Origin of the sequence: Pseudomonas serbica (assembly GCF_028823535.1) — a bacterium.
Lineage (GTDB): Bacteria > Pseudomonadota > Gammaproteobacteria > Pseudomonadales > Pseudomonadaceae > Aquipseudomonas > Aquipseudomonas serbica.
The window spans coordinates 393,968-417,415 of record NZ_JAQIYM010000001.1 but is presented as its reverse complement, the minus strand read 5'-3'; the positions used below and the strand labels follow the sequence as shown (position 1 = coordinate 417,415).

The following is a 23,448-nucleotide window of genomic DNA, read 5'->3' as shown; positions in this document are numbered from 1 at the left end:
TTTCACTCCGGCAGCAGGCTTTCGCCAGCAAACAACTCGGCTACCGTCTCACGGCGACGCACTTCAAATGCCTGATCACCGTCCACCAACACTTCAGCGGCGCGGCCGCGGGTGTTGTAGTTGGAGCTCATGACAAACCCATAGGCGCCGGCCGAATGCACGGCCAGCAGGTCGCCTTCTTCCAGGGCCAGCTCACGATCCTTGGCCAGGAAGTCGCCAGTCTCGCAGATCGGGCCGACGATGTCGTAGGCGCGCGCAGCGGTGTTGCGCGGGCGCACGGCGGTGACGTCCATCCAGGCCTGGTACAGCGCCGGACGGATCAGGTCGTTCATGGCCGCGTCGACGATGGCGAAATCCTTGTGCTCGGTGTGCTTGAGGTATTCGACCTGGGTCAGCAGCACGCCGGCATTGGCGACGATGAAGCGGCCCGGCTCGAACACCAGCGCCAGGTCGCGACCGTCGAGACGCTCGCGCACGGCCTTGATGTAGTCGCCCGCCAATGGTGGCTCTTCATCGCGATAACGTACGCCCAGGCCGCCACCGAGGTCGATGTGGCGCAGGTAGATGCCGCAGTCGCCGAGGCGATCGACCAGGCCCAGCAGGCGATCGAGGGCATCGATGAACGGCGGCAGGGTGGTCAGTTGCGAGCCGATATGGCAATCGACGCCGACCACTTCCAGGTTCGGCAATTGCGCGGCACGCACGTACACGTCTTCGGCGTCGGCGATGGCAATGCCGAACTTGTTCTCTTTGAGACCGGTGGAGATGTACGGGTGTGTACCGGCATCGACGTCCGGGTTCACGCGTAGCGAAATCGGTGCGCGAACACCCAGCTCGGCAGCTACAACCTGCAGGCGCTCCAGCTCATCGGTGGATTCGACGTTGAAGCAGTGCACACCGACTTCCAGGGCGCGACGCATGTCGTCGCGGGTCTTGCCGACGCCGGAGAATACGATCTTGTCAGCGCTGCCGCCGGCGGCCAGTACGCGTTCCAGTTCGCCACGGGAGACGATGTCGAAACCGGCGCCAAGACGAGCCAGGACATTCAGCACACCCAGGTTGGAGTTGGCCTTGACCGCGAAGCAGACCAGGTGAGGCATGCCGGCCAGAGCATCGGCATACGCCAGGTATTGGGCTTCGATGTGCGCGCGCGAGTAAACGTAGGTCGGTGTACCAAAGCGATCGGCGATAGCAGACAGGGCAACACCTTCCGCGAACAGTTCACCGTCACGGTAGTTAAAAGCGTTCATGATGTTCCCTTATTGGTAGACGTCGTGCTTGTGCGATTTGGACGGCTGCTTTTGCGAGGACTGAGCCTGCTCTGCCGGGTCCTGGTCCTCATCGGGCAGGTACAACGGACCTTTCTGACCACAGGCCGACACCAGGCAGGCAACCGCGACGAGCGCAGCAAGGGAAGAGATCAGGCGCTTCATGGCGAAATCCTTGAAAATGCATTAATTGCGCCGGAGTATACCGGCCACCCGGCAGCTTGCCTATGTGACGGGGCTCCCGTCCGGCGGGCCTTGTCGCAAGCGCATCGAACACTGTGGGAGCGGGCTTGCTCGCGAAAGCGGTGGTTCAGGCAACGACGATGTTGAATGTGCCGGCCTCTTCGCGAGCAAGCCCGCTCCCACAGGTACAGCGTTTGATATACCTATATCGGCCCATGATCGTTATCCTTTGCAATCAGCGGGGCTCGGCCGTATCTTGCGGCGCTTGAACCTGATCAGACACTTTTTGAGGTTGCCGTAATGAGTTTGTCCGAAGCCCGTTTCCACGATCTGGTCGATGCCACCCAGCAGACGCTGGAGGATATTTTTGACGAGAGTGACCTGGATATCGATCTGGAGAGCTCGGCCGGTGTGCTGACCGTCAAGTTCGAAAACGGCAGCCAGTTGATCTTCAGTCGCCAGGAACCTTTGCGCCAGCTGTGGCTGGCGGCCGTGTCCGGCGGCTTCCACTTCGACTACGACGAAGAAAGCGAGCGCTGGATGTGCGACAAGAGCGAAGAGCAGCTGGGCGAAATGCTCGAGCGCATCGTCAAGCAGCAGGCCGGCATCGAACTCGATTTCGAAGGCCTGTAACGCCGTGACCCAACCAGCCCCCGTGCGGCCACCCAAGCCGCTATACAGCAATGTCAGCCCGGCAGTCCCTTCGCCGTGCAGCGGCGTGTGTCGGCTGGATGAGCAGAAGGTCTGCCTCGGGTGTTTTCGCCATGTCGAAGACATCCGTGAATGGCGCTCGGCGGATGACCAGCGCCGGCGGGTCATTTGCGCCCAGGCCGATCAGCGCAAGACTGGCGCCGGTCCCCGGTAGGGGCATACAGCCGTACGCCGGTGGCGACTTGTATATTTTTTGAGCTGTGATAGTGTCCGGGTACGCCTCAACCCATCGAGGCTTGTGAAAACCCCGCCTTTTTCTGGCGGGGTTTTGCTTTTTTCGTGCAGAAGAAAGGAGTCTGCCCTGATCATGACCGCACCTTCCATCACCCTTACCCGTCTGGACGTACAACGTCTGGAGCGCCTGATCGACAGCCTGGACGAAACGCTGCCGGGCGTTATCGCGCTGCAAACCGAACTGGATCGCGCCGATACAGTGGTCGGCCACGATGAAGTGCCCGCCGATGTCGTGACCATGAACTCCCGAGTGCATTGCCGTGAAGAAGGCAGTGGCAAGGACTATCACCTGACGCTGGTATATCCGAAGGATGCCAACGCCGACGAGGGCAAGATTTCCATTCTGGCACCCGTCGGGAGTGCGCTGCTGGGGCTCAAGGTTGGTCAGCACATCGACTGGCCAGCGCCGGGTGGCAAGACCTTGAAACTGACTCTGCTGGAAGTCGAATCGCAGCCAGCCAACGGCGGCGCCTTCCCCGAGTAACGTCTTTTCAGACCTGCCCGAGCGCCTCGTTCAATGCGCGCTCCAGGTCGGCCTTGTAACGCAGATACAGATGGCTTGACCCCTGACCATCACCGAGCAGGCCTGACAGGTCCAGGTCGGTGATGTAGCAGCGGTAGCGTTCGGTCTCGCGGCGTTGCTCGACGATTTCCCGGGCGACCACGCGAAACAGCTGGTCGCCATGTTCCAGCTCGGAAAACTCCCGCTGATTGCAATACAACGTGACCTGTACCTTGCCCGGTGCGGCTTTGCCGACGATCGCCTGGACGTCATAGAAGGGTTTGTCGGCCGGGGTTTGCGGTGCCGATCGGGCCTCGATCCGCCGCGCCTTGCCGGTACCTGAAGGCAGCAGTTGGTAATACAGGGTATCCAGGTTCGCAGGCGTTGCCGCGTCTATTGGCAGGGCGGCGTCGCGCCGGTACTGAATCGATTGCAGGAAACGCTGCAGCGGCACCAGCAGGCTTTGCTCGTCATGCCACGGCAGGCGCTGCTGCCACAAGGCGTTGAATTCATCGAGCACGTACAGGTCGGCCTGCTCGTCGTTAACCCGGTAGAACACTTGGATACAGTCTGGCCGCCCCATGGGCAGCAGCAGCGCCAGGTCGTGGTCGTCCAAGGCCATCGGGTCCAGGTGCAGCGGACTGTAGTTCGCCCGTTCTTCACCGAGGTAATCGAGCAGCGCCGGCAGGGTGGCCAGCGCGATGTGTTTGACCTGGCCGGGTATCAGCTCCAGTACGTGGTAATGCTGTTGGACCTGGATCAGATAGCGATGATTGAGTTTGCTCAGCAGCAGGGTCTGCGCGGTGTCGAGGATGTCTTCGACGCGCTGGGCGATGAATTGCGCGCGGTTGTGGCAGAAACAGCGCACTTTCAACCTGGGCTGCTGCGGCCCGCCGGGCAGGCTGTTGAGATAGTCGCGCAGGCAATCGAGCAGGGCATGGGGGCCGTCGTAGCGGCTGACCAGCACTTCGTTCCAGCTGTTGAGTGTGACCTGGTCCAGGGTCAGCACCAGGTTTTCCCTCACACCTGCGTAGCTCAGGGAGTCGGTGCGCTCAGTGGTCATCAGGATGTTCAGTTCGCGGTGGTGCTTGAGCGGATCGATGCCGACGTTGACCAGGATCAGCACCTCGCTGGGCACGCTGGCGCGCAGCAGGGGCTCTTCGGCGACGGTCGACAGTGGCAGGGGAATGCTCTGTTGCAGGCTGCCCAGCAGGTTGAACAGTTCGAACTCGCTCAGGTCGCTGCTGCCCGGGTGCAAGGCCAGGCGGGTGCTGCTGTCGATCACGCCGTTGCGGTGGCACCAGGCGAGCAGCTCGAGCAAGTGACGACTGCGTTTGATCGGGGCGAAATGTTCCCACTCGATCACGGTCAGGCTGCCGTTGTACAAGCCCCACTGGCTTTGGCCCGGTTCTTTCCTGGTTGGCGCATACACCAGCGTCAGAGTGTCTTCGGCCAGGTCCGGGGCGATGCCGGGGTTGATGAACTCGACCTTGTTCGCCTTGCGGTCGAAGGCCGCGTACAGGCGTCGGCCCAGCACGCTGAGGTCACGCTTGTTGATCAGGCTGATGGTTTGTTCCTGGCGGGCGAACTGGGTCAGGAAGCGATAGCTGAAATTCAGTTCGTTGACCAGGGCCCGGCGCTCCGAGCTGACCTGGCGGACTTTCCACTGGCTGCGGCTGTCGAGCAGGGCCAATTGGCGATGGTCCCATTTCCATTCGTGGGCCAGGCGCTCAAGCAGCGAGCGTTGCCAGCCCTGGGGGCGTCCGCCGCTGGCGGTGAGTTTTCGGTTGACCTTCAGGTACAGCGCTCGGCGCACCAGCTCCAGTCGTTCCGGCTCATTGCGGGCGATGAGGTACTCGGCGATGCGCCGATAGACCACGACATAGGGGTCCAGCTCATCGAGATCGAGCCGGTTGGCGAACACCGCCTGTTTGAAGCGCAGGCTCAGGCATTGGACCTTGGGATGTTCGCTGGCGTACACCTCGGTCAGCAGGAGTTTGAGCACCGATTTGTACGGCGACTCGATGCCCTTGAACAATTGCCAGAGTCCGGCACCTATGAATTCCCCGGGCGGAATGCAGGCCAGATGACCCAGGTCCAGGGTTTCGTCGGCGCGGATGAAGCGCTTGGATGTCAGGGTGTGGGTGTACCGGTCGTAGTTGGCTTCTTCATACACGGGCACCAGCCACCAGATCGGCGTGCGCCCGGCCAGCCAGATCGCGGTGCGATAAAACTCGTCCAGCAGCAGATAATGCTGGGTGGTGCCGCAGTCTTCGGAGCTCAGCTGGCTGTCGCGCTCACCCCGTACGAAGCGCACGGGGTCAATCAGGAAGAAGTGCGCCTCGGCGCCCTGGCTGGTCGCCCAGGCTTCCAGCAGTTGGCATTTCCTGCGCAACTCAGTGAGTTCGTTTTCACTCAGATCCGGACTGTGACAGACCCACACGTCCATATCACTCTGCTCGGCCTGGGCCAGGGTGCCGAGGCTTCCCATCAGGAACAGGCCGTGAATCGGCCGGGGTGGATTGCTGCCGTGGCGCGGTTTATAGGAAAAGGAACGGGTCAGGCGCTGGGCTTCGGCGAGGACGCCGGCATCCGGCTCGAAATTCGACAGCCCGGCCGGCGTGCTGCCCGAAACGTAACCCGGCAGCAGCGGATGGTTGACGTGGAAGAACAGCGGCAGCAGGTTCAACACCCCTTGCTGGCGTGTCGACAACCCTTCCATGGCTCGCGCCATGCGCCCCTCGTTGAGCTTGAGGAAGCGTGCACGCAGCTGGCTGAGCACCTTGCGGTCAATTCCCTCGTCCAGATCGGGGCGGATTTCATGGGTGCGGGTCATGTCAGCTCAAACCGGCTCGCAGGGCTCGGATGTGGAGGCTCTCGGGATGAGGGGCAGTTTAGCGCCTCGGCCCCGGGACTTTTAAGCTGATTTTGTATTTCTGGCGTCAGATTTCTATCGCAGGGCGACGTCGGGTGGCCGAACGTGCCCGCGGAAAACCCGTGGCGGGGGATTCCGTGGGCAATGCGGTGGAATTCAGGCTGTTTCCTGAACGCTCAGAATAGTCAGAACGGTTTGCACATTTTGCGCGGCGTCACGACCCAGGCTGGTCAGGTAACCGCCATCGGGCTGGTCGATGAGTTCTTTTTCAAACAGGCGTTTGGCGGCGGCAATGTGTTTCGGGGCAGCGGTCTGATGAATTTTCAAACCTTCCTGGGAACTGTCCAGGTTGAAGAGTGCGAGGACTTCCAGTTCGGCAACCAACTCAGGGGTAAGCGACATAAGGACTCCAGACTTTCTAGGAATTTGGCGACAGCGCCCCTAAGGTGATCCCACTCGTGCGGTATGTCCAGTCACTGTGACGCGTTATTTCTTTTCCGGCGGAAGCTCTGGCAGCGCCCGAAGCGCGGCTTCGTACCATTCGGTGTTGAACGCGCGGTCTTCTTCGAGGATCGCGTCGATTTCCACGGCCAGCACGTGGGCCATCAGGTTGAGGATTTCCTCGCGCTCGTAACCCACCAGGGTCAGCTTGTTGAACGTTGCCTTGGCCGCGGGCGGGTTATCGCTTTCGATCTGGTTCTCGATGGCTTCGATCAGCGTGTTTTCGGTGAACTCTTCTTCGTCGGTGTCGATATCGGTTGGCTCGCTCATGGCAGGCTCCTTAAGGAAAGGTCATCAGTTTAACTGCATTCAGCGGCGTGATGCTGCTGGCAAGAAAGCTTCGGGCGTTCTATAAACAGGCACTGCCCACCCCGCACGGCCTGGAGGCTCTGTGATGTTCAAGCTTTATGGTTTTTCCGTCAGCAACTACTACAACATGGTCAAGCTGGCGCTGCTGGAAAAAGGACTGCCGTTCGAAGAAGTGCCGTTTTACGCAGGCACCAGCCCGGAAGCGCTGGCCATCAGCCCGCGCGGAAAAGTCCCGGTACTGCGTACAGAGCAGGGTTTCATCAATGAAACCAGCGTGATTCTCGAGTTCATCGAACAGAGCCATAAAGGCACGCCGCTGCTGCCGAGCGACCCGTTCGAGCGGGCGCAGGTATTGGCGCTGGCCAAGGAAATCGAGTTGTACATCGAGTTGCCAGGACGGGCCTGCTACCCCGAGGCATTTTTCGGCGCGAGCGTGCCGGACGCGATCAAGGAAAAAACCAAAGCAGAACTATTGCAGGGTATTGCGGCGTTAGGCCGGCACGGAAAATTCAGCCCTTACGTGGCAGGTGAAACGCTGAGCGTGGCGGATCTGTATTTCCTGTACAGCGTGCCGCTGGCGTGTGGGGTTGCCAAGAAGCTGTTTGGCATGGATCTGCTGGCGGAGCTGCCGGCTGCCAAGGCGCTGCTGGAACGTCTGGGAGATAATCCGAACGTGCAGCGGATTGCGGCGGACAAGGAGGCGGCGATGCCAGCGTTCATGGCGATGGTCGCGTCCAAGAAGTAGGTTTGTAGCGCTCTTAAGGCCGCCTTCGCGAGCAGGCTCGCTCCCACATTCGATCTCATTCTTTCTGAAAGAACTCGGTCAACTGTGGGAGCGAGCCTGCTCGCGAAGCTTTTGGCGATCTAGCGGCTGGCGATCAGCGCCTGGCCACGCACCACAGCTGCCTTGACCTGCGCCGGCGCGGTGCCGCCGATGTGGTTGCGGGCATTGACCGAACCTTCCAGGGTCAGCACGGCAAACACGTCCTGATCGATCTGGTCGCTGAACTTGCGCAGTTCTTCCAGGCTCATTTCCGCCAGGTCCTTGCCGCTTTCCACGCCATATTTCACGGCATGGCCGACGATTTCATGGCAGTCGCGGAAGGGCAGGCCGCGACGCACCAGGTAGTCGGCCAGGTCGGTGGCGGTGGAGAAGCCGCGCAGGGCTGCTTCGCGCATCATCGCGTGCTTGGGCTTGATCGCCGGGACCATGTCGGCAAAGGCGCGCAGCGAGTCGCGCAGGGTGTCGGCGGCGTCGAACAGCGGTTCCTTGTCTTCCTGGTTGTCCTTGTTGTAGGCCAGTGGCTGGCCTTTCATCAAGGTCAGCAGGCCCATCAGCGCGCCGAACACACGGCCGGTCTTGCCGCGCACCAGCTCCGGTACGTCCGGGTTTTTCTTTTGCGGCATGATCGAGCTGCCGGTACAGAAACGGTCTGGCAGATCGATGAACTGGAACTGCGCGCTGGTCCACAGCACCAGCTCTTCGGAGAAGCGCGACAAGTGCATCATCGCGATGCTGGCAGCCGAGCAGAACTCGATGGCGAAGTCGCGATCGGACACGTTGTCCAGCGAGTTGCCGCCCACTGCATCGAAGCCCAGCAGCTGGGCGGTGTATTCGCGATCGATCGGGTAGGTGGTGCCGGCCAGAGCGGCGCTGCCCAGTGGCATGCGGTTGGTGCGCTTGCGGCAGTCGACCAGGCGCTCGTAGTCGCGGCTGAGCATTTCGAACCAGGCCAGCATGTGGTGCCCGAAGGTCACCGGCTGCGCAGTCTGCAGGTGGGTGAAGCCCGGCATGATAGCCCCCGCTTCGCGCTCGGCCTGCTCCAGCAAGCCTTTTTGCAGGCGGGTGATTTCGCCCAGGATCAGGTCGATTTCGTCACGCAGCCACAGGCGAATGTCGGTGGCGACCTGGTCGTTACGGCTACGACCGGTGTGCAGCTTTTTACCGGTCACGCCGATGCGGTCGGTCAGGCGCGCCTCGATGTTCATGTGCACGTCTTCGAGATCCACGCGCCAATCGAACTGGCCGGCCTCGATTTCACCCTGGATGGTCTTCAGGCCATCGATGATGCTGTCGCGCTCGGCATCGGTCAGCACGCCGACCTTGGCCAGCATGGTAGCGTGGGCGATCGAGCCCATGATGTCGTGGCGATACAGGCGCTGGTCGAAGGTGACGGAGGCGGTGAAGCGGGCGACGAAGGCGTCGACGGGTTCACTGAAGCGGCCGCCCCAGGACTGATTGGTCTTGTCAGTGCTCATGAATTCGCTCGTATCGGCTGAAGAAAGATGGCGTTGAAAGCTGCCGCGGATAATAACAGGGTTGCCAATCCTGTCGTTGACACTGGTCGACTGGTTTTCATCGTTGGGCTTGCCAGAGCCAGTGCGCGAACAATTTGCACAACGATATTTTTCAATTGAGCAATATCGTTCCGGCAACCGTCTACAGTTGGACAGGAGGATGAGCGCACTTCTCGGTGCGCAAGAGGACTATAAGAAGAGGGGTGTTCATATTGCGAATCAGCAAACCCTGTGGCGATGTGTCGCCAAAGCGGGCCTGGGCCGCTAATCGCCCGGCAGATGAAAAATTAGCTGCCCGACCAGCGGCACTTTTTCACGCTCGCGCTAGTCTTAGCGTGGATCGCGGTGACGGACGTCACTTCACCTGTCTACGCTATCCTTGTGCGAGACTCACGCAGGAATCCAGCGCAATATGAATGTCCTGATCGTTGATGACGACCCCCTAGCCCGCGAGCGCCTGAGCCGAATGGTTGGCGAACTCGAGGGATACAGTGTCCTGGAGCCCAGCGCCACGAACGGCGAAGAAGCGTTGGCACTGATCGACAGCCACAAACCGGATATCGTGCTGCTCGATATCCGCATGCCAGGCCTCGATGGCCTGCAAGTGGCCGCGCGATTGTGCGAACGCGAAACCCCGCCAGCCGTGGTGTTTTGCACAGGCCCCGATGAATTTGCCGTGGAAGCCTTACAGGCCAGCGCCGTAGGCTATCTGGTGAAACCTGTGAGAACTGAACAACTACATGATTCGTTGAAAAAGGCCGAACGGCCCAATCGTGGCCAACTCGCCGCCCTGACTCGTCCTGCTGCCGAAAGTGGCAGTGGCCCGCGCAGCCATATCAGTGCCCGCACCCGCAAGGGGATCGAGCTGATTCCGCTGGATCAGGTGGTCTATTTTATCGCCGACCACAAGTACGTGACCCTGCGCCACGAAAGTGGTGAGGTGCTATTGGATGAGCCACTCAAAGCCCTCGAAGATGAATTCGGTGACCGTTTCGTGCGCATCCACCGCAACGCACTGGTCGCTCGCGAGCGAATCGAACGCTTGCAACGAACACCGCTGGGGCATTTTCAGCTGTTCCTCAAGGGCCTCAACGGCGATGCCCTGATCGTCAGCCGACGTCACGTGGCCGGTGTGCGAAAAATGATGCAACAGCTTTGATTCGCTGATCGCAGGCGGATATCACACCCGATTGCCGGACATCCGGGGGCCAGGGAGGCCAAGTAGTTTCTGATACAAGTCAAAGTGGATTTGGCTGAGCTGTTATTATCCGTCGTATCTTTTCAGTACGGATTGATCCATGTCCTCTCGCCAGATCCGCATCGCCACCCGCAAAAGCGCTCTTGCCCTGTGGCAGGCCGAATACGTCAAAGCCCGTCTGGAGCAGGCCCATCCGGGTCTGCTCGTGACTTTGGTGCCCATGGTCAGTCGCGGCGACAAGCTGCTCGACTCACCGCTGTCGAAAATCGGTGGCAAGGGCCTGTTCGTCAAGGAACTGGAAACCGCGCTACTGGAAAACGAAGCCGACATCGCCGTGCATTCGATGAAAGACGTGCCGATGGACTTCCCTGAAGGCCTCGGTCTGTTCTGTATCTGCGAGCGCGAAGACCCACGCGATGCTTTCGTGTCCAACACCTACGCCAGCCTCGAGGCGTTGCCTGCCGGCAGCATCGTCGGCACGTCGAGCCTGCGCCGCCAGGCCCAGTTGCTGACCCGTCGTCCGGACCTGGAAATTCGCTTCTTGCGCGGCAACGTCAACACCCGCCTGGCCAAGCTGGACGCCGGCGAATACGACGCCATCATCTTGGCGTCCGCAGGCTTGATCCGGTTGGGCTTCGAAGATCGCATCACCTCGGCCATCAGCGTCGAAGACAGCCTGCCGGCCGGTGGCCAGGGCGCTGTGGGCATCGAATGTCGCACCGCGGACAGCGACATCCACGCGCTGCTCGCACCGCTGCATCACCAGGACACCGCGACCCGCGTGAGTGCCGAGCGCGCCCTCAATAAACACCTCAATGGCGGCTGCCAGGTGCCGATTGCCTGCTACGCCGTGCTCGAGGGCGAGCAGGTCTGGCTGCGAGGACTGGTGGGTGACCCGAGTGGCGGCCTGCTGCTCAGTGCCCAGGCGCGTGCGCCGCGGGGCGATGCCGAAGCCTTGGGTGTGCGTGTGGCCGAAGACCTCTTGAGCCAGGGCGCCGCGGATATCCTCAAGGCGGTATATGGCGAGGCAGGTCACGAGTGACAGGTTGGCGCCTGCTGCTGACGCGTCCGGCGGATGAGTCGGCGGCGCTGGGCAGTCTATTGGCCGAGCAGGGGATTTTCAGCAGCAGCTTGCCGCTTTTGGACATAGTGCCGATCCCGGTCTCTGAGACAATGCGCGAAGCGTTCCGCGATCTGGATCGCTACTGCGCGGTGATCGTGGTCAGCAAGCCGGCGGCGCGCATCGGTGTTGAGCTGCTCGACCGCTTTGGCCCGCCAGCACCGCGCGTGAAGTGGTTCAGTGTCGGCGCTGCGACGGCGCAGATCCTCGAGGCTCGCGGTTTGGACGTCAGCTTCCCAGCGCAAGGCGATGACAGCGAGGCCTTGCTTGAACTTGCAGCGTTGCGCGAGGCTATCGCGCGGTTCGATCCGCAGGTGCTGATCCTGCGCGGGGAGGGGGGGCGTGAACTGCTGGCTGAGCGCATGCGCGAGCGAGGTGCTAGTGTCGAGTATCTGGAGTTGTACCGCCGCGAGCTGCCGCTATACCCGCCAGCGGCGCTGGAGCATCGGATCAAGGCGGAACGCCTGAACGCGCTGGTGGTCAGCAGTGGACAGGGTTTTGAGCACCTGCATCAATTGGCTGGCGATGCCTGGCCGCAGTTGGCGCAGTTGCCGTTGTTTGTACCAAGCCCCAGGGTCGCCGAGCTGGCACGTGCCGCCGGGGCCCTGACAGTTGTGGATTGTCGTGGCGCCAGTGCCGCGGCTTTGCTGACGGCGTTACGGGAGCATCCCGTGCCCGTTCTCTAAATGCAAAGGATGGATACGTGAGCGAAACAGCCTTGCCTAAAGATGACTCGCGGCCAGTGCTCGATGCACCGGTTGATGCACCTTTTGATGAACTGCGACCACCACCTGCCGAACAGCAGCGCCGAGGCAACGGGCTGGCAATCGTCGCGTTGCTGGTGGGCGCCGTCGGTGTCGCAGTGGGTGGCTGGGGAGTCTGGCAAGTGCGTCACTTGCAAGCCAATACCCAGCAGCAGTTGAGTCAGGTGCAGGCCTTGAACGATCAGGCGCAGAGCCTGAAGCTGAACGAGCAGCGACTGAGCGCGCGCCTTGAGCAATTGCCCAATGCCGATGTACTGGAAGAGCGCAGCCGCCTGGTGACTCAGTTGCAGGGCGACCAGCAACGTTTGAATCAACGCCTGGAAACCGTTCTCGGCGCCAGCCGCAAGGACTGGCGCCTGGCCGAGGCCGAGCACTTGTTGCGCCTGGCCAGCCTGCGCCTTTCGGCGTTGCAGGACATCAGCAGCGCCCAGGCCCTGGTCCAGGGCGCCGATGAAATCCTCCGTGAACAGAATGACCCAGGCTCTTTCGCTGCTCGCGAGCAAGTGGCCAAGACCCTGGTGGCCTTGCGCAGCACGGAGCAGCCGGATCGCACCGGTCTGTTCCTGCGCCTGGGGGCGTTGCGCGATCAGGTGATCAGCCTCACCGAGCTCGCGCCCGAGTACAAGGACCGTGGCGAGTCCCTGCTGGGGCTGACCGCCGATGGCGACGGCGCCAGTCGCTGGGCGCAGTGGTGGGATCAGATCTCGCGCTACATCCGTATCGATTTCAACGCCGACAAAAATGTCCGTCCCTTGCTGGCCGGGCAGAGCCTGAGCCAGGTTCGCCTGGCATTGAGCCTGGCGCTGGAACAGGCACAGTGGGCGGCACTCAACGGTCAGGCAGCGGTGTACTCCCAGGCGCTGGCAGAGGCGCGGGATGTACTCAAGGGCAACTTCAATCCGGACAATCCTCAGAGCAAAGTGATGCTCGAGCAGGTGGCCGAACTGAGCAAGCAGCCGGTCTCTGTGGTCACCCCGGACCTGACCGGAACCCTGAGTGCGGTCCAGGGTTACCTGGAACGGCGTAACGTCAACGCCGAAGACTCGATCAAGCCGCTGGCCAAACCTGCGGCGAACCCCGCACAGGAGGCCACTCCATGAAACGCCTCTATGTGATCGTGTTCCTGGCCATTGCGGCTGCGGCTGCCTTGGGCCTGGCCATTGCCGAGCATTCCGGTTATGTCCTGATTGCCTACAAGAGCTTTCGCTACGAATCGAGCCTGTGGGCAACGTTGGCCCTGGTCGCCGTTCTCTGGCTGGTCTTCTGGGGCGTCAAGGCGTTGGTCGAACTGGTCACGACCTCCGGTGGCGTGGTCAATCCGTGGTCACGGCGCAATCGCAGTCGCCGGGTCCAAGTGGCGATCGAGCACGGGCAACTGGATCTGGCCGAAGGTCGCTGGGCCAGCGCGCAACGTCATTTGCATCGGGCTGCGGAAGCCGAGCGCCAGCCGCTGCTTTACTACCTCGGGGCTGCCCGCGCCGCAAATGAGCAGGGTCGTTACGAAGAAAGTGACAACCTGCTGGAGCGTGCCCTGGAGCGCCAGCCCCAAGCCGAGTTGGCGATTGCCCTGAACCACGCGCAATTGCAGACCGATCGCGGTGATACCGAGGGAGCCCTGACGACCCTGCAGGCGATGCACGAGCGCCACCCGCATAACGCACAGGTCCTGCGTCAGTTGCAGCGTCTGCATCAGCAGCGAGGCGACTGGTCGGCGGTGATTCGCCTCCTGCCTGAGCTGCGCAAGGATAAAGTCCTGCCGGTGGCGGAACTGGCCGAGCTGGAGCGTCGGGCCTGGGGGGAGAACCTGTCCCTGGCGGCGCATCGGGAGGAGGAGGGCACACTCGGTCTGCAAGCGCTCGAGCGCGCCTGGCAGCAGCTGACTTCAGCGCAGCGCCAGGAGCCGCAATTGGTGCTCGCCTATGCCGAGCAACTACGGCAACTGGGTGCCCAGGTCGAGGCCGAGGAGGTCCTGCGCACGGCTCTGAAACGCAACTACGACAGCCATCTGGCGCGCCTCTATGGGTTGGTGCGCGGCAGTGACCCGGCTCGCCAGTTGCAACTCGCCGAGGGCTGGCTTAAAGACCATCCGAGCGATCCAGGCCTGTTGCTGACGTTGGGTCGCCTGTGTTTGCAAAACAGCCTGTGGGGCAAGGCCCGGGACTATCTGGAAAGCAGCCTGCGAGTCCAGCGCAACCCGGAAGCCTGCGCCGAACTGGCACGCCTGCTGGCACAGATGGGAGACACCGAGCGCAGCAATCAATTGTTCCAGGAAGGCCTGGGCCTGCTCGATGAGCGCTTGCTGGCGGCACCGCTGCCGGTGTTGGCTCACGGTTGATCGCTGGGTGAAGGATCGCTCGAGGGGGCGATCCGTTCCCCGGTCCTGTCGGAATTTTCCCTTCGCAATGGGGCGTCAGCAAAGTCCTACAGACCCCTACGTCAGATCCCCTGATGTCTGTCGGGATTTCCGTATGTATTTGCTGAAATGTCTGCATCTGCCCGCCTTGTAAGGCTTGCGCGCTTTCAACTACCGTAGCGACCGGACCCTTAATCGTTACGGAAACGCCATGTCGTTGGCCTGCCCACGCTCCCTGTTTTTTACTGTGTTCCTCGCAGGTGCCCTGGCCCTGGGCGTTTCCTATTACCTGGAATATGCGGTGGGTCTCAGCCCCTGTGGCTTGTGTCTGTTGCAGCGGGCTTGCCTGGCGCTGTTGAGCGGTGTGTGCCTGACGGCTGCGGTGCATGGTCCCGCTCGCCTGGGGTCCTTTGTGTACTGGCTGCTCGGGCTGTCCTGCAGCCTGCTGGGGACCTTCACGGCCTGGCGCCAGGTGTTGCTGCAAACCGATCCGGTGCACCAGTTTTCCGCCTGCACACCTGACCTGGCCGAGGTATTCACCTACGCACCGTGGCTGAGCGTCGTGCAGAGGGTGTTCCAGGGGGCCGTCGACTGCCCGCAGATCGCCTGGACGCTGTTCGATTTGAGTATCCCGGAATGGAGCCTGCTGTTCTTCGTTGCGATGATGATCCTGGGTATTTATCAGCTGATACGCCTGGTCTTGAGCGTCAGCCGGCGACCGCTCGGCGGCGATTCGTCGCACCGGGTGCTTGCCGGCGATTAAACACTTGTATGAACTTTATCGTCTGCGTACCTTGAAGCCACCGTCGTGCGGGCATAATCTGGCCCGCACGTGTCATTGGATTTATGTTGCTCGATGACGCTCTGCCTGGTCGAATCTTGATTCTCAAGGGCGACAGGTGTAGAGCAGCATGACCCACAAGGGAAGAGAGACCGCCATGCTCGAAAGTTGTCAGAATGCTCAGGAACGTTGGGGTGGAGTACATCTGCTGATCGATCGTTGGTTGCAGGAACGTCACGAACTGGTTCGGGCCTATGACACTCTCGGCGAGAAGCCCGAGGCGTTGGGCGAAAACCGAAAACCTTTGCAGGAATTCTGTGGGGTGCTGGTCGACTACGTATCCGCCGGCCACTTCGAGATCTACGAACAGCTGACGGGGGAGGCCAAGGCTTTCAACGACAAGCGTGGCCTGGAACTCGCCGAGACGATCTATCCGCGCATCGACGTCATCACCGAGAAGCTGCTCGCGTTCAATGACCTGTGTGATGCCGGAAAATGCGTCGCGGAGAAGTTCAAGGAGCTGGGTGGCCTGTTGCATGAGCGCTTCGAACTGGAAGACTGCCTGATTGAAGTGCTGCACACAGCTCACAAGGAAACCGATTCGGTCCAGGCTTGAACCGCTTCCCGCTGGATCCCGAAACGGCGTGCCAAGGCACGCCGTTTTTCATTTCCACGTTCAGCCGGCAGCGCCGCGTAACTCGACTTCGAATACCAGAGGCGTATACGGCGCGATCAAGTCGCCGGCACCGTCGGCGCCATAGGCTTGGGCCGATGGAATCACCAGGCGCCATTTCGCACCGACCGGCATGTCTTGCAGGGCGCTGCGCCAGCCACTGATCACACTGTCGAGGCTGAACCACTGCGGCTGGCTGTTCTGATCGAACACCGTGCCGTCAGGCAGGCGACCGACATACAGAACTTGCACCTTGCCGTTCGGCCCGGCCTTGGCGCCTGTCCCTGGTGCGAGCTCTGTCAGCAGGATGCCATTAGCCAATTCACGAACCCCATGCCTCGCTTTTTCTTCGCTGAGAAAACGCTGCTCTTTTTCCAGGGCCAGTTCACTTTCCGGCGCAGCTGATTGCGTGGCCGCTCGGGCTTCGTGTTCGGCCAGAATACGTTCGATCTGCTCGTCCTTCAACGCCAGTGGCTTGCCTTGATAGGCCTGTTGCAATCCGTCGACCAGCGCCTGAATCTGCAAGTCGGGAACCTCTTGGCGCAAGCGTTCGCCGAGACTGGCACCCAAGCTGTAAGCGAGATCGTGAGCCTCTTTTTCCTGGTTTTTTTCAGCGGCGTTGGCCACGGAAAAAATCACGCAAAGCGATAAAAAAAGGTAGCGCGACATGGGCACTCTCCGACCTGAGTTGCGGGCGATTATGCCAGCGAGAATGCATTCCACGGTGAACTGCTTTTGCGCCAGCGCAGAACATTTTCAATTCCTTGCAACGCGGCGCTTTGGATACTGTCAAGATGCCCTAGCGGCGGTAGCAGCAGAGGTCTAGTATGAGCCGCACTCACGCCAGCCAGGAGGTAAACCATGTCGGCCACCAAGAAGCCTGTAAGTACTCCGTTGCACCTGCTCCAACAACTCTCGGGCAGCTTGCTCGAGCATCTCGAAAACGCTTGTTCCGAAGCTTTGGCTGATGCTGAAAAACTGCTCGCCAAACTGGAAAAGCAGCGCGGAAAAGCGCAAGAGAAATTGCACAAATCCCGAACCAAATTGCAGGACGCAGCGGCCGCCGGAAAGGCCAAGGCGCAGACCAAAGCCAAGGACGCGGTGAAGGAGCTCGAGGATCTGCTTGATGCGCTCAAGGATCGTCAATCGGAAACTCGCGGCTACATTCTGCAACTCAAGCGCGATGCCCAGGAAAGCCTGAAACTGGCCCAGGGTGTTGGTCGCGTACAAGAGGCTGTCGGCAAGGCGTTGTCCCTGCGTTCGGCCAAACCAGCAGCGGCCCCTGCGAAGAAAGCCGCTGCCAAACCGGTTGCCGCAAAAGCACCGGCCAAGCCTGCCGCCAAACCTGCCGCCAAGGCACCGGTGAAAGCCGCAGCCAAACCTGTTGCCACATCTGCAGCGAAAAAACCTGTCGCGGCCAGTGCTGCAAAACCAGCTGCCAGAACTGCAGCTGCCAAGCCTGCTGCGCGGACAACCGCGGCGAAAACAGCGGCCGCTAAACCGGCAGCCAAGCCTGCCGCCAAAACCGCTGCTGCGAAACCTGCCGCGGCGAAAACCGCAGCCGCCAAACCAGCCGCCAAAACCGCCGCTGCAAAACCGGCTGCAAAACCTGTCGCGACTAAAACCGCTGCCAAGCCAGCTGCAAAAACCGCGGCCAAACCGGTGGCAAAAACAGCCGCCAAACCAGCCGCTGCAAAACCAGCAGCCAAACCAGCGGCAAAACCTGCAGTGAAAAAACCAGCCACGGCTAACAAGCCTGCCGCTGTTGCCAAGCCGGCTCCGGCTCCTGCGGCCAAGCCAGCAACCCCAGCGCCGGCACCCACTGCTTCGGCTGCTCCTGCAGCAACGGCCTCGACTGCCTCCACTGCGCCAACGCCAGTGGCACCGTCGAGCAACAGCTCCACCCCAACCAGCGCTTCTTAAGTGCCGGTTACCGCGACGCGCAGCTGATGCAGCGCGTCGCGGTCGAGGTGGGCGGCGTCTGCCGTCACACCTTCCAGCCAGATCGCCAGGTCGGTCGCGGCACCCTGCGGCCAGCCCTCAGCCGATCGTTCCAGGCGCAATATCAGAATTCGCTCGGCCTCCAACTCAAGTGACTTGACCTTTTCGCGTAGCGAATGCAGTTCGGCATCGCCGGTGGCGGCATATTTCCAGTGCACGCGCAGTGCCCGTAACGGTTGCACGACATCGGCGTCCCAGGCCTGCGCCACACCGCGAAGTTGCTGCAGGCGTTGTTCATCGCAGGCGATACCCCGTTGTCCCAGCCAGGCTGCACACAGCAGCAGACACACACTGACTCCGGCCGACTGCAATTGCAGGCACGCCTGTTCAACGCCCGGACGGGCATAAAGGGTCAGGGAAAAGCTCCACAGGTCAGAGGACATAGTGCTACTCGCGCCAGTTGCGAGCGAAGCTGGTAGACTCCGCCGCCATTATGATTCGACTTCAGAACCTGACTTTACAGCGTGGCCCGCAACGTCTGCTAGAAGACGCCGAGCTGACCCTGCACGCCGGCCAGAAAGCCGGCCTCATCGGTGCCAACGGCGCCGGCAAATCGAGCCTGTTCGCCTTGCTTCGGGGTGAGCTGCACCCTGACTCGGGCGATTGCTTCCTGCCGGCCGACTGGCGTATCGCCCACATGCGCCAGGAGGTCGACACGCTCGAGCGCCTGGCGGTCGACTACGTGCTCGATGGTGACCTGCGCCTGCGCCAGGTGCAACGCGACCTGGCGGCAGCCGAAGCGGCCCATGACGGTGCCGCACAGGCCCGTTACCACTCCGAGTTGGACAGTGCCGACGGTTACACCGCCGACGCCCGCGCTCGCAAGTTGCTGGCAGGCCTGGGCTTCACCAACGAGCAGATGGATCGCCCGGTCGGCGATTTCTCCGGTGGCTGGCGGATGCGCCTCAACCTGGCGCAGGCCTTGATGTGTCCTTCGGACCTGCTGTTGCTCGACGAACCGACCAACCACTTGGACCTCGACGCCATCATCTGGCTCGAAGAGTGGCTCAAAAGCTACCCAGGCACCTTGATGCTGATTTCCCACGATCGGGACTTCCTCGATGCCGTGGTCGATCACGTGGCTCATGTCGATCAGCGCAAGATCACCCTGTATCGCGGTGGCTACAGCGCCTTCGAGCGTGCTCGAGCCGAACGCCTGGCCCAGCAACAACAGGCGTACGAGAAGCAGCAGGCGCAACGTGCGCACATGGAAAGCTACATCGCCCGCTTCAAGGCCCAGGCCACCAAGGCCCGCCAGGCCCAGAGCCGGATCAAGGCGCTGGAGCGGATGGAAGAGCTGACCGCCGCGCACGTCGATTCGCCATTCGACTTCGTCTTCCGCGAATCGCAGAAGATCTCCAGCCCGCTGATCGATCTGTCTGATGCCCGCCTGGGCTACGGCGACAAGGCCGTGCTGGAGAAGGTCAAGCTGCAACTGACCCCCGGCGCGCGGATCGGCTTGCTCGGCCCGAACGGCGCCGGTAAATCGACCCTGATCAAAAACCTTGCTGGTGAGCTGTCGCCACTGGCCGGACGCTTGACCCGCGGCGAGAACACCGTGGTCGGTTACTTCGCCCAGCATCAACTCGATTCCCTGGACTCCAAGGCCAGCCCGTTGCTGCACTTGCAGCGCCTGGCGCCGACCGAGCGCGAACAGACCCTGCGCGATTTCCTCGGCGGTTTCGACTTCCGTGGCGCGCGGATCGACGAGCCGGTGCTGAATTTCTCCGGTGGCGAAAAGGCGCGCCTGGCGCTGGCCCTGATTGCCTGGGATCGGCCGAACCTGTTGCTGCTCGACGAACCGACCAACCACCTGGACCTGGAAATGCGCCTGGCGCTGACCATGGCCCTGCAGGAATTCAGTGGTGCGGTACTGGTGGTCTCCCACGATCGCCATTTGCTCAAAAGCACCACCGATAATTTCTATCTGGTGGCGGACGGCAAGGTCGAAGAGTTCGACGGCGATCTGGAGGACTACACCCGTTGGCTGGTGGAGTACCGTCAGCGCAATGCCCCTGTCAGTAACACCCCGGTCAATCCGGACAAGACCGACAAGAAGGCCCAGCGTCAGGCTGCCGCTGCGTTGCGCCAGCAACTGGCACCGCACAAGCGCGAGGCTGACAAGCTGGAAGCCGAGTTGGGCAAGCTGCACGAAAAACTGGCGAAGATCGATGCCAGCCTGGGCGATAGCGACATCTACGAACCGTTGCGCAAGAATGAATTGCGCGACCTGTTGGCCGAGCAGGCCAAGCTGAAGGTGCGTGAAGCAGAGCTGGAAGAAGCCTGGATGGAAGCCCTGGAACTGCTAGAAAGCATGCAGGCGGAGTTGGAGGCGCTGTCCTGATGGAGGCGTTCAAGCTGCCGCTGCCGGCAATGTGGATCGAGCCGCTCTGGCTCGGTATGCAAATCCTGCTGATTCTGCTGGCCGGTTACATCGCCCAGCGTTTCGTTGCCAAGTGCCTGACACGTCTCGGCGAGCGTTACCCGTTTCCGCCGCAGTTGCTGATGCCGCTGCGCGGGGGGCTGCGCTGGCTGATCATGGGCAGTGCGCTGATCTTCGTGCTGGAGCGCCTCGGGGTTTCGGCCACGGTGCTCTGGACGGCGCTGTCGGGTTTCGTCGCGGTGGCGGCGGTGGCGTTTTTCGCCATGTGGAGTGTGCTCTCCAATCTGTTGTGCGCGATCCTGATCTTCACGGTTGGCCCGTTCCGCCTCGGTGATGTGGTCGAGTTGGTGGACACCACCGATAAGCCCGGCGTCAAAGGCCGGGTGATCGCGATCAACCTGCTGTACACCACGCTGATCGAGGCTGAAGAGCTCGGTACCGGCAGCGCCATGGTGCAAGTGCCCAACAGCCTGTTCTTCCAGCGTTCGGTTCGACGCTGGCGTGGTACGGATGTGTTTCCTTCCAGCGGGTTTGAAAAATAAGCCTTCTGCAAAAAACGGTAGTCATCCAGCCAAAGCCACATTAGCTTAGACATCTGTCACGAGTTCGAGTCGAGGTGTGCAATGGAGCTTCAAACATGGCTGGCGTTTTTTGCCGCCTGCTGGGTGATCAGCCTGTCCCCCGGTGCCGGCGCCATTGCGTCAATGTCCAGCGGTCTGCAATACGGTTTCTGGCGCGGTTACTGGAACGCCCTGGGCCTGCAATTGGGATTGGCGGTGCAGATTGCGATTGTCGGCGCGGGTGTGGGCGCGATTCTCACGGCGTCGGCCACCGCCTTCTATGCGATCAAATGGTTCGGCGTGGCGTACCTGGTTTATCTCGCGATCAAACAATGGCGCGCGCTGCCCAGCGACATGAGCGATGACGCGGCGATCCGGCAGATTGGCAAGCCGATGGCCCTGGTGTTCCGCGGTTTTCTGGTGAACATCAGTAACCCCAAGGCGTTGGTATTCATGCTGGCGGTGTTGCCGCAGTTCATCGATCCGCACGCGCCGCTGCTGATCCAGTACGTGATCATCGGGGTTACCATGGTCTGCGTGGACCTGATCGTCATGGCCGGCTACACCGGACTGGCGTCCAGGGTGCTGCGCCTGTTGCGCACACCCAAGCAGCAGAAACGCATGAACCGTACCTTTGCCGGGCTGTTCATCGGCGCGGCGGCGTTCATGGCGACACTGCGCAAAGCCGCGGTTTAAACCACCAGGCACAGAAAAGGCGACCTATAAGGTCGCCTTTTTTCATTTAAGCCCTGGTGCGCAATTCACAACAAAGCTTGAGTGAAACTGATTGGGAGTGAACAATATGTTACTTCGTATTTCCAATTGAGATTCGTTCATGATTGCCCCGTCCCGTTTCCTGGTCTGGCTGATAGCGCCGGTGCTCGCCCTGTGCAGTTTCAATCTGCTGGCCGACACGGTGGAAGGCGCACCGCAAGCGTTGCATTTGCTCGATTACATTGGCGCGGACTACCCGCAAGCGGTGCAGGCAGGCAAGGCCGTCAACGAATCCGAATACCGCGAGCAGCTTGAGTTCGTCCAGGCGGTGCAAGGCTTGATTGCCGCCATGCCGGCCAAACCGGAAAAGGCCAGTCTGGAACAGGGCATCAGTAAACTGCGCGAGGCGATCACTGCACGCCAGGATGGCGCCGACGTCGCCCGTCAGGCCCGGCAACTGGGGGCGAAACTGGCGGTGGCCTATGAAGTCAGCCAGGCTCCGATCATTACCCCGGACCCCACTCGCGGCGCCCCCCTGTACGCCCAGCATTGCTCGGTGTGTCATGGCGATACCGGGGCTGGCGATGGTCCGGCAGGTGTCGGCCTGACTCCGCCGCCGGCCAACTTGCGCGATAACGCCCGCCTGGATCACCTGAGCCTCTACGCCATCTACAACACCGTGGGCCTGGGGGTCGAAGGCACCGATATGCCGGCTTTTGGCGATCAGCTCGATGATCGTCAGCGTTGGGACCTGGCCACTTACATCGCCAGCTTCAGTGCCGATCCGGCGCCCGCCAGCGGCGACAAGACCTATGACATTGCCGAGCTGGCCCGCCAGACCCCGGCCGAAGTGTTGGCCGCCGCCGGTCCACAGGCCGCCGCGACGTTCCGCGCGCAACGGGCGCAGCCGCCGCAGGCCAAGCGGGGTCCGGCGCAATTGCTTGACTACACTGCCGTCACCCTGGACAAGAGCGTGGCGGCCTACCGTGCCGGCGATCACGATCAGGCCTATGACTTGTCCGTGGCGGCGTATCTGGAAGGCTTCGAACTGGTCGAAAGCTCCTTGGACAACGTCGATGCCAACGTGCGTAAAGACACGGAAAAGTCGCTGATGGCTTACCGTCAGTCGTTGCAGGATGGCCTGCCGGTGGAGCAGGTGGAGCAGCGCCTGGAAGCGGCCAAGGCCAAGTTGAAGGCATCTGCCGGGTTGTTGGGCAGTGACGGCTTGAGCTGGTCCCTGAGCTTCATTTCCGGTTTGCTGATCCTGTTGCGCGAAGGTCTGGAAGCCATCCTGGTGCTGGCGGCGATTCTCGCCTTCCTGCGTAACACCGGCCAACAGTCGGCGGTACGCAGTGTGAACGTCGGTTGGGGCCTGGCGCTGTTGGCCGGCCTGGGTACCTGGGCGCTTGCGGCTTATGTGATTGATGTCAGCGGCTCGCAGCGTGAGCTGCTGGAAGGTGCGACGGCGCTTTTCGCCAGCGTCATGGTGCTGTGGCTCGGCGTATGGATGCACGACCGTCGTCATGCCGCGGCCTGGCAGGATTACATCAAGAGCAGCCTGGTGGGCGGTGGTGGACGTTTTGGATTCGCGATCCTGGCGTTCTTCTCGGTGTATCGCGAACTGTTCGAAGTGATCCTGTTCTACGAGACCCTGTGGTTGCAGGCCGGTCCCGCTGGCCATGACGCGGTGCTGGCCGGTGGTGCAACGGCCCTGGTGTTGTTGGTCGGCCTGGCCTGGGTGATCCTGCGCGGCTCGGCGAAACTGCCGCTGGCATTATTCTTCAGCATCAACGCCGGTCTGCTCTGTGCATTGTCGGTGGTGTTCGCCGGACATGGTGTGAAGGCGTTGCAGGAAGCCGGGATCTTCGGCACGCGACCGGTACCGTTCTTTGAGTTCGATTGGCTGGGGATTCATGCGGATGCGTATTCGCTGAGCGCTCAGGCTGTTGCCTTGATCGCGATCATCGTGCTGTACAGCCGTAGTCGCATGGCCGAGAAGCGGCGGGTGACGGCTTAACAG

The 23,448-nt window shown here is 61.5% G+C and carries 24 protein-coding genes and 1 pseudogene; 17 read left to right on the top strand and 8 right to left on the bottom strand.

The annotated features are described in order from the left end of the window. Positions 1-2: 2 nt before the first annotated feature. Positions 3-1,250, bottom strand: a complete 1,248-nt coding sequence (gene lysA / locus NQL71_RS01935; protein WP_046818490.1) for a diaminopimelate decarboxylase — start codon at positions 1,248-1,250, stop codon at positions 3-5. A gap of 9 nt (positions 1,251-1,259) precedes the next feature. After that, positions 1,260-1,433, bottom strand: coding sequence for an LPS translocon maturation chaperone LptM (gene lptM, locus NQL71_RS01930; RefSeq protein ID WP_046818489.1), 174 nt, complete (start codon positions 1,431-1,433; stop codon positions 1,260-1,262). A 318-nt stretch (positions 1,434-1,751) separates the two neighbouring features. Between lptM and cyaY the strand changes: the two genes are divergently transcribed. The 3 genes from cyaY (at position 1,752) to rnk (ending at position 2,880) form a co-directional block, all read left to right on the top strand. Further along, the gene (gene cyaY / locus NQL71_RS01925) at positions 1,752-2,084 is read left to right on the top strand and encodes an iron donor protein CyaY (protein WP_046818488.1); all 333 of its coding nucleotides are present in this window, start codon (positions 1,752-1,754) and stop codon (positions 2,082-2,084) included. A 4-nt stretch (positions 2,085-2,088) separates the two neighbouring features. Beyond that, the gene (locus NQL71_RS01920; RefSeq protein WP_077184877.1) at positions 2,089-2,316 is read left to right on the top strand and encodes a DUF1289 domain-containing protein; all 228 of its coding nucleotides are present in this window, start codon (positions 2,089-2,091) and stop codon (positions 2,314-2,316) included. 153 nt (positions 2,317-2,469) lie between these two features. Further along, positions 2,470-2,880 (top strand): nucleoside diphosphate kinase regulator, encoded by a 411-nt coding sequence (gene rnk / locus NQL71_RS01915; RefSeq protein ID WP_046818486.1) that lies wholly within the window; start codon positions 2,470-2,472, stop codon positions 2,878-2,880. A gap of 7 nt (positions 2,881-2,887) precedes the next feature. On the opposite strand, the gene NQL71_RS01910 is transcribed toward rnk, so the two are convergent. The 3 genes from NQL71_RS01910 to NQL71_RS01900 all read right to left on the bottom strand — a co-directional run bounded on the left by NQL71_RS01910 (position 2,888) and on the right by NQL71_RS01900 (position 6,544). Continuing rightward, positions 2,888-5,734 carry a class I adenylate cyclase gene (locus NQL71_RS01910; protein ID WP_274642197.1) on the bottom strand — a complete coding sequence of 949 codons (2,847 nt, stop codon included), beginning with the start codon at positions 5,732-5,734 and terminating at the stop codon, positions 2,888-2,890. Positions 5,735-5,929: 195 nt separating this feature from the next. Continuing rightward, positions 5,930-6,175, bottom strand: coding sequence for a TIGR02647 family protein (locus tag NQL71_RS01905; RefSeq protein ID WP_046818484.1), 246 nt, complete (start codon positions 6,173-6,175; stop codon positions 5,930-5,932). An 84-nt stretch (positions 6,176-6,259) separates the two neighbouring features. Further along, positions 6,260-6,544, bottom strand: a complete 285-nt coding sequence (locus NQL71_RS01900) for a hypothetical protein (RefSeq protein ID WP_046818483.1) — start codon at positions 6,542-6,544, stop codon at positions 6,260-6,262. Between the two features lie 124 nt (positions 6,545-6,668). Here NQL71_RS01900 and NQL71_RS01895 point away from each other — a divergent pair, with 124 nt between their 5' ends. After that, a complete protein-coding gene (locus NQL71_RS01895; RefSeq protein ID WP_046818482.1) occupies positions 6,669-7,328 on the top strand; it encodes a glutathione S-transferase family protein in 660 nt (219 codons plus the stop codon). Positions 7,329-7,447: 119 nt separating this feature from the next. Here the strand turns inward: NQL71_RS01895 and argH are convergent, their stop codons facing one another. After that, on the bottom strand, positions 7,448-8,842 hold the full coding sequence (argH, locus tag NQL71_RS01890; protein ID WP_046818481.1) for an argininosuccinate lyase: 1,395 nt from the start codon (positions 8,840-8,842) through the stop codon (positions 7,448-7,450). Positions 8,843-9,174: 332 nt separating this feature from the next. On the opposite strand from argH, the pseudogene NQL71_RS36700 reads away from it, so the two are divergent. The 8 genes and pseudogenes from NQL71_RS36700 to NQL71_RS01855 form a co-directional block, all read left to right on the top strand. Next, positions 9,175-9,297, top strand: a pseudogene (locus NQL71_RS36700) (sensor histidine kinase); the annotation flags it as partial. Beyond that, positions 9,294-10,040, top strand: a complete 747-nt coding sequence (locus tag NQL71_RS01885) for a LytR/AlgR family response regulator transcription factor (protein WP_046818480.1) — start codon at positions 9,294-9,296, stop codon at positions 10,038-10,040. The pseudogene NQL71_RS36700 and the gene NQL71_RS01885, both read left to right, overlap by 4 nt. 139 nt (positions 10,041-10,179) lie before the next feature. Continuing rightward, on the top strand, positions 10,180-11,121 hold the full coding sequence (hemC, locus tag NQL71_RS01880; RefSeq protein WP_077184865.1) for a hydroxymethylbilane synthase: 942 nt from the start codon (positions 10,180-10,182) through the stop codon (positions 11,119-11,121). Then, positions 11,118-11,885, top strand: coding sequence for a uroporphyrinogen-III synthase (locus NQL71_RS01875; RefSeq protein ID WP_046818478.1), 768 nt, complete (start codon positions 11,118-11,120; stop codon positions 11,883-11,885). The genes hemC and NQL71_RS01875 overlap by 4 nt, the downstream gene beginning before the upstream one ends. 17 nt (positions 11,886-11,902) lie before the next feature. Further along, entirely contained in the window at positions 11,903-13,063 is a 1,161-nt protein-coding gene (locus NQL71_RS01870) for a uroporphyrinogen-III C-methyltransferase (protein WP_046818477.1), read from the top strand. Then, positions 13,060-14,298: a heme biosynthesis protein HemY gene (locus tag NQL71_RS01865; RefSeq protein WP_248685997.1), complete on the top strand. Its 1,239-nt coding sequence runs from the start codon at positions 13,060-13,062 to the stop codon at positions 14,296-14,298. Before NQL71_RS01870 ends, NQL71_RS01865 begins: the two co-directional genes overlap by 4 nt. A gap of 229 nt (positions 14,299-14,527) precedes the next feature. Next, on the top strand, positions 14,528-15,079 hold the full coding sequence (locus NQL71_RS01860; RefSeq protein ID WP_046818475.1) for a disulfide bond formation protein B: 552 nt from the start codon (positions 14,528-14,530) through the stop codon (positions 15,077-15,079). A gap of 175 nt (positions 15,080-15,254) precedes the next feature. After that, positions 15,255-15,713, top strand: coding sequence for an Rsd/AlgQ family anti-sigma factor (locus NQL71_RS01855; protein ID WP_046818474.1), 459 nt, complete (start codon positions 15,255-15,257; stop codon positions 15,711-15,713). Between the two features lie 60 nt (positions 15,714-15,773). Here NQL71_RS01855 and NQL71_RS01850 read toward each other — a convergent pair whose 3' ends face one another. After that, complete coding sequence (locus NQL71_RS01850; protein WP_046818473.1) at positions 15,774-16,439, bottom strand: FKBP-type peptidyl-prolyl cis-trans isomerase; 666 nt, start codon at positions 16,437-16,439, stop codon at positions 15,774-15,776. Between the two features lie 192 nt (positions 16,440-16,631). Here NQL71_RS01850 and NQL71_RS01845 point away from each other — a divergent pair, with 192 nt between their 5' ends. Next, entirely contained in the window at positions 16,632-17,693 is a 1,062-nt protein-coding gene (locus tag NQL71_RS01845) for an AlgP family protein (RefSeq protein WP_274642196.1), read from the top strand. On the opposite strand, the gene NQL71_RS01840 is transcribed toward NQL71_RS01845, so the two are convergent. After that, on the bottom strand, positions 17,690-18,154 hold the full coding sequence (locus NQL71_RS01840; RefSeq protein ID WP_046818471.1) for a TIGR02444 family protein: 465 nt from the start codon (positions 18,152-18,154) through the stop codon (positions 17,690-17,692). The two genes, NQL71_RS01845 and NQL71_RS01840, sit on opposite strands and share 4 nt — an antisense overlap. A 50-nt stretch (positions 18,155-18,204) precedes the next feature. On the opposite strand from NQL71_RS01840, the gene NQL71_RS01835 reads away from it, so the two are divergent. The 4 genes from NQL71_RS01835 to NQL71_RS01820 all read left to right on the top strand — a co-directional run bounded on the left by NQL71_RS01835 (position 18,205) and on the right by NQL71_RS01820 (position 23,445). Next, positions 18,205-20,115, top strand: a complete 1,911-nt coding sequence (locus tag NQL71_RS01835) for an ATP-binding cassette domain-containing protein (protein WP_046818470.1) — start codon at positions 18,205-18,207, stop codon at positions 20,113-20,115. Next, complete coding sequence (locus NQL71_RS01830; protein WP_046818469.1) at positions 20,115-20,696, top strand: mechanosensitive ion channel family protein; 582 nt, start codon at positions 20,115-20,117, stop codon at positions 20,694-20,696. The genes NQL71_RS01835 and NQL71_RS01830 overlap by 1 nt, the downstream gene beginning before the upstream one ends. An 81-nt stretch (positions 20,697-20,777) precedes the next feature. Next, a complete protein-coding gene (gene rhtB, locus NQL71_RS01825; protein ID WP_274642195.1) occupies positions 20,778-21,410 on the top strand; it encodes a homoserine/homoserine lactone efflux protein in 633 nt (210 codons plus the stop codon). 139 nt (positions 21,411-21,549) lie between these two features. Next, on the top strand, positions 21,550-23,445 hold the full coding sequence (locus NQL71_RS01820) for an FTR1 family protein (protein WP_274642194.1): 1,896 nt from the start codon (positions 21,550-21,552) through the stop codon (positions 23,443-23,445). The last annotated feature ends 3 nt before the right edge of the window (positions 23,446-23,448 follow it).

What these genes read in the sequence shown, in the direction of transcription:
- lysA (WP_046818490.1), bottom strand. Translation starts at nt 1,250, where the DNA reads ATGAACGCTTTTAACTACCGTGACGGTGAACTGTTCGCGGAAGGTGTT.
- lptM (WP_046818489.1), bottom strand. Translation starts at nt 1,433, where the DNA reads ATGAAGCGCCTGATCTCTTCCCTTGCTGCGCTCGTCGCGGTTGCCTGC.
- cyaY (WP_046818488.1), top strand. Translation starts at nt 1,752, where the DNA reads ATGAGTTTGTCCGAAGCCCGTTTCCACGATCTGGTCGATGCCACCCAG.
- rnk (WP_046818486.1), top strand. Translation starts at nt 2,470, where the DNA reads ATGACCGCACCTTCCATCACCCTTACCCGTCTGGACGTACAACGTCTG.
- NQL71_RS01910 (WP_274642197.1), bottom strand. Translation starts at nt 5,734, where the DNA reads ATGACCCGCACCCATGAAATCCGCCCCGATCTGGACGAGGGAATTGAC.
- NQL71_RS01905 (WP_046818484.1), bottom strand. Translation starts at nt 6,175, where the DNA reads ATGTCGCTTACCCCTGAGTTGGTTGCCGAACTGGAAGTCCTCGCACTC.
- NQL71_RS01900 (WP_046818483.1), bottom strand. Translation starts at nt 6,544, where the DNA reads ATGAGCGAGCCAACCGATATCGACACCGACGAAGAAGAGTTCACCGAA.
- NQL71_RS01895 (WP_046818482.1), top strand. Translation starts at nt 6,669, where the DNA reads ATGTTCAAGCTTTATGGTTTTTCCGTCAGCAACTACTACAACATGGTC.
- argH (WP_046818481.1), bottom strand. Translation starts at nt 8,842, where the DNA reads ATGAGCACTGACAAGACCAATCAGTCCTGGGGCGGCCGCTTCAGTGAA.
- NQL71_RS01885 (WP_046818480.1), top strand. Translation starts at nt 9,294, where the DNA reads ATGAATGTCCTGATCGTTGATGACGACCCCCTAGCCCGCGAGCGCCTG.
- hemC (WP_077184865.1), top strand. Translation starts at nt 10,180, where the DNA reads ATGTCCTCTCGCCAGATCCGCATCGCCACCCGCAAAAGCGCTCTTGCC.
- NQL71_RS01865 (WP_248685997.1), top strand. Translation starts at nt 13,060, where the DNA reads ATGAAACGCCTCTATGTGATCGTGTTCCTGGCCATTGCGGCTGCGGCT.
- NQL71_RS01860 (WP_046818475.1), top strand. Translation starts at nt 14,528, where the DNA reads ATGTCGTTGGCCTGCCCACGCTCCCTGTTTTTTACTGTGTTCCTCGCA.
- NQL71_RS01855 (WP_046818474.1), top strand. Translation starts at nt 15,255, where the DNA reads ATGCTCGAAAGTTGTCAGAATGCTCAGGAACGTTGGGGTGGAGTACAT.
- NQL71_RS01850 (WP_046818473.1), bottom strand. Translation starts at nt 16,439, where the DNA reads ATGTCGCGCTACCTTTTTTTATCGCTTTGCGTGATTTTTTCCGTGGCC.
- NQL71_RS01845 (WP_274642196.1), top strand. Translation starts at nt 16,632, where the DNA reads ATGTCGGCCACCAAGAAGCCTGTAAGTACTCCGTTGCACCTGCTCCAA.
- NQL71_RS01840 (WP_046818471.1), bottom strand. Translation starts at nt 18,154, where the DNA reads ATGTCCTCTGACCTGTGGAGCTTTTCCCTGACCCTTTATGCCCGTCCG.
- NQL71_RS01835 (WP_046818470.1), top strand. Translation starts at nt 18,205, where the DNA reads ATGATTCGACTTCAGAACCTGACTTTACAGCGTGGCCCGCAACGTCTG.
- NQL71_RS01830 (WP_046818469.1), top strand. Translation starts at nt 20,115, where the DNA reads ATGGAGGCGTTCAAGCTGCCGCTGCCGGCAATGTGGATCGAGCCGCTC.
- rhtB (WP_274642195.1), top strand. Translation starts at nt 20,778, where the DNA reads ATGGAGCTTCAAACATGGCTGGCGTTTTTTGCCGCCTGCTGGGTGATC.
- NQL71_RS01820 (WP_274642194.1), top strand. Translation starts at nt 21,550, where the DNA reads ATGATTGCCCCGTCCCGTTTCCTGGTCTGGCTGATAGCGCCGGTGCTC.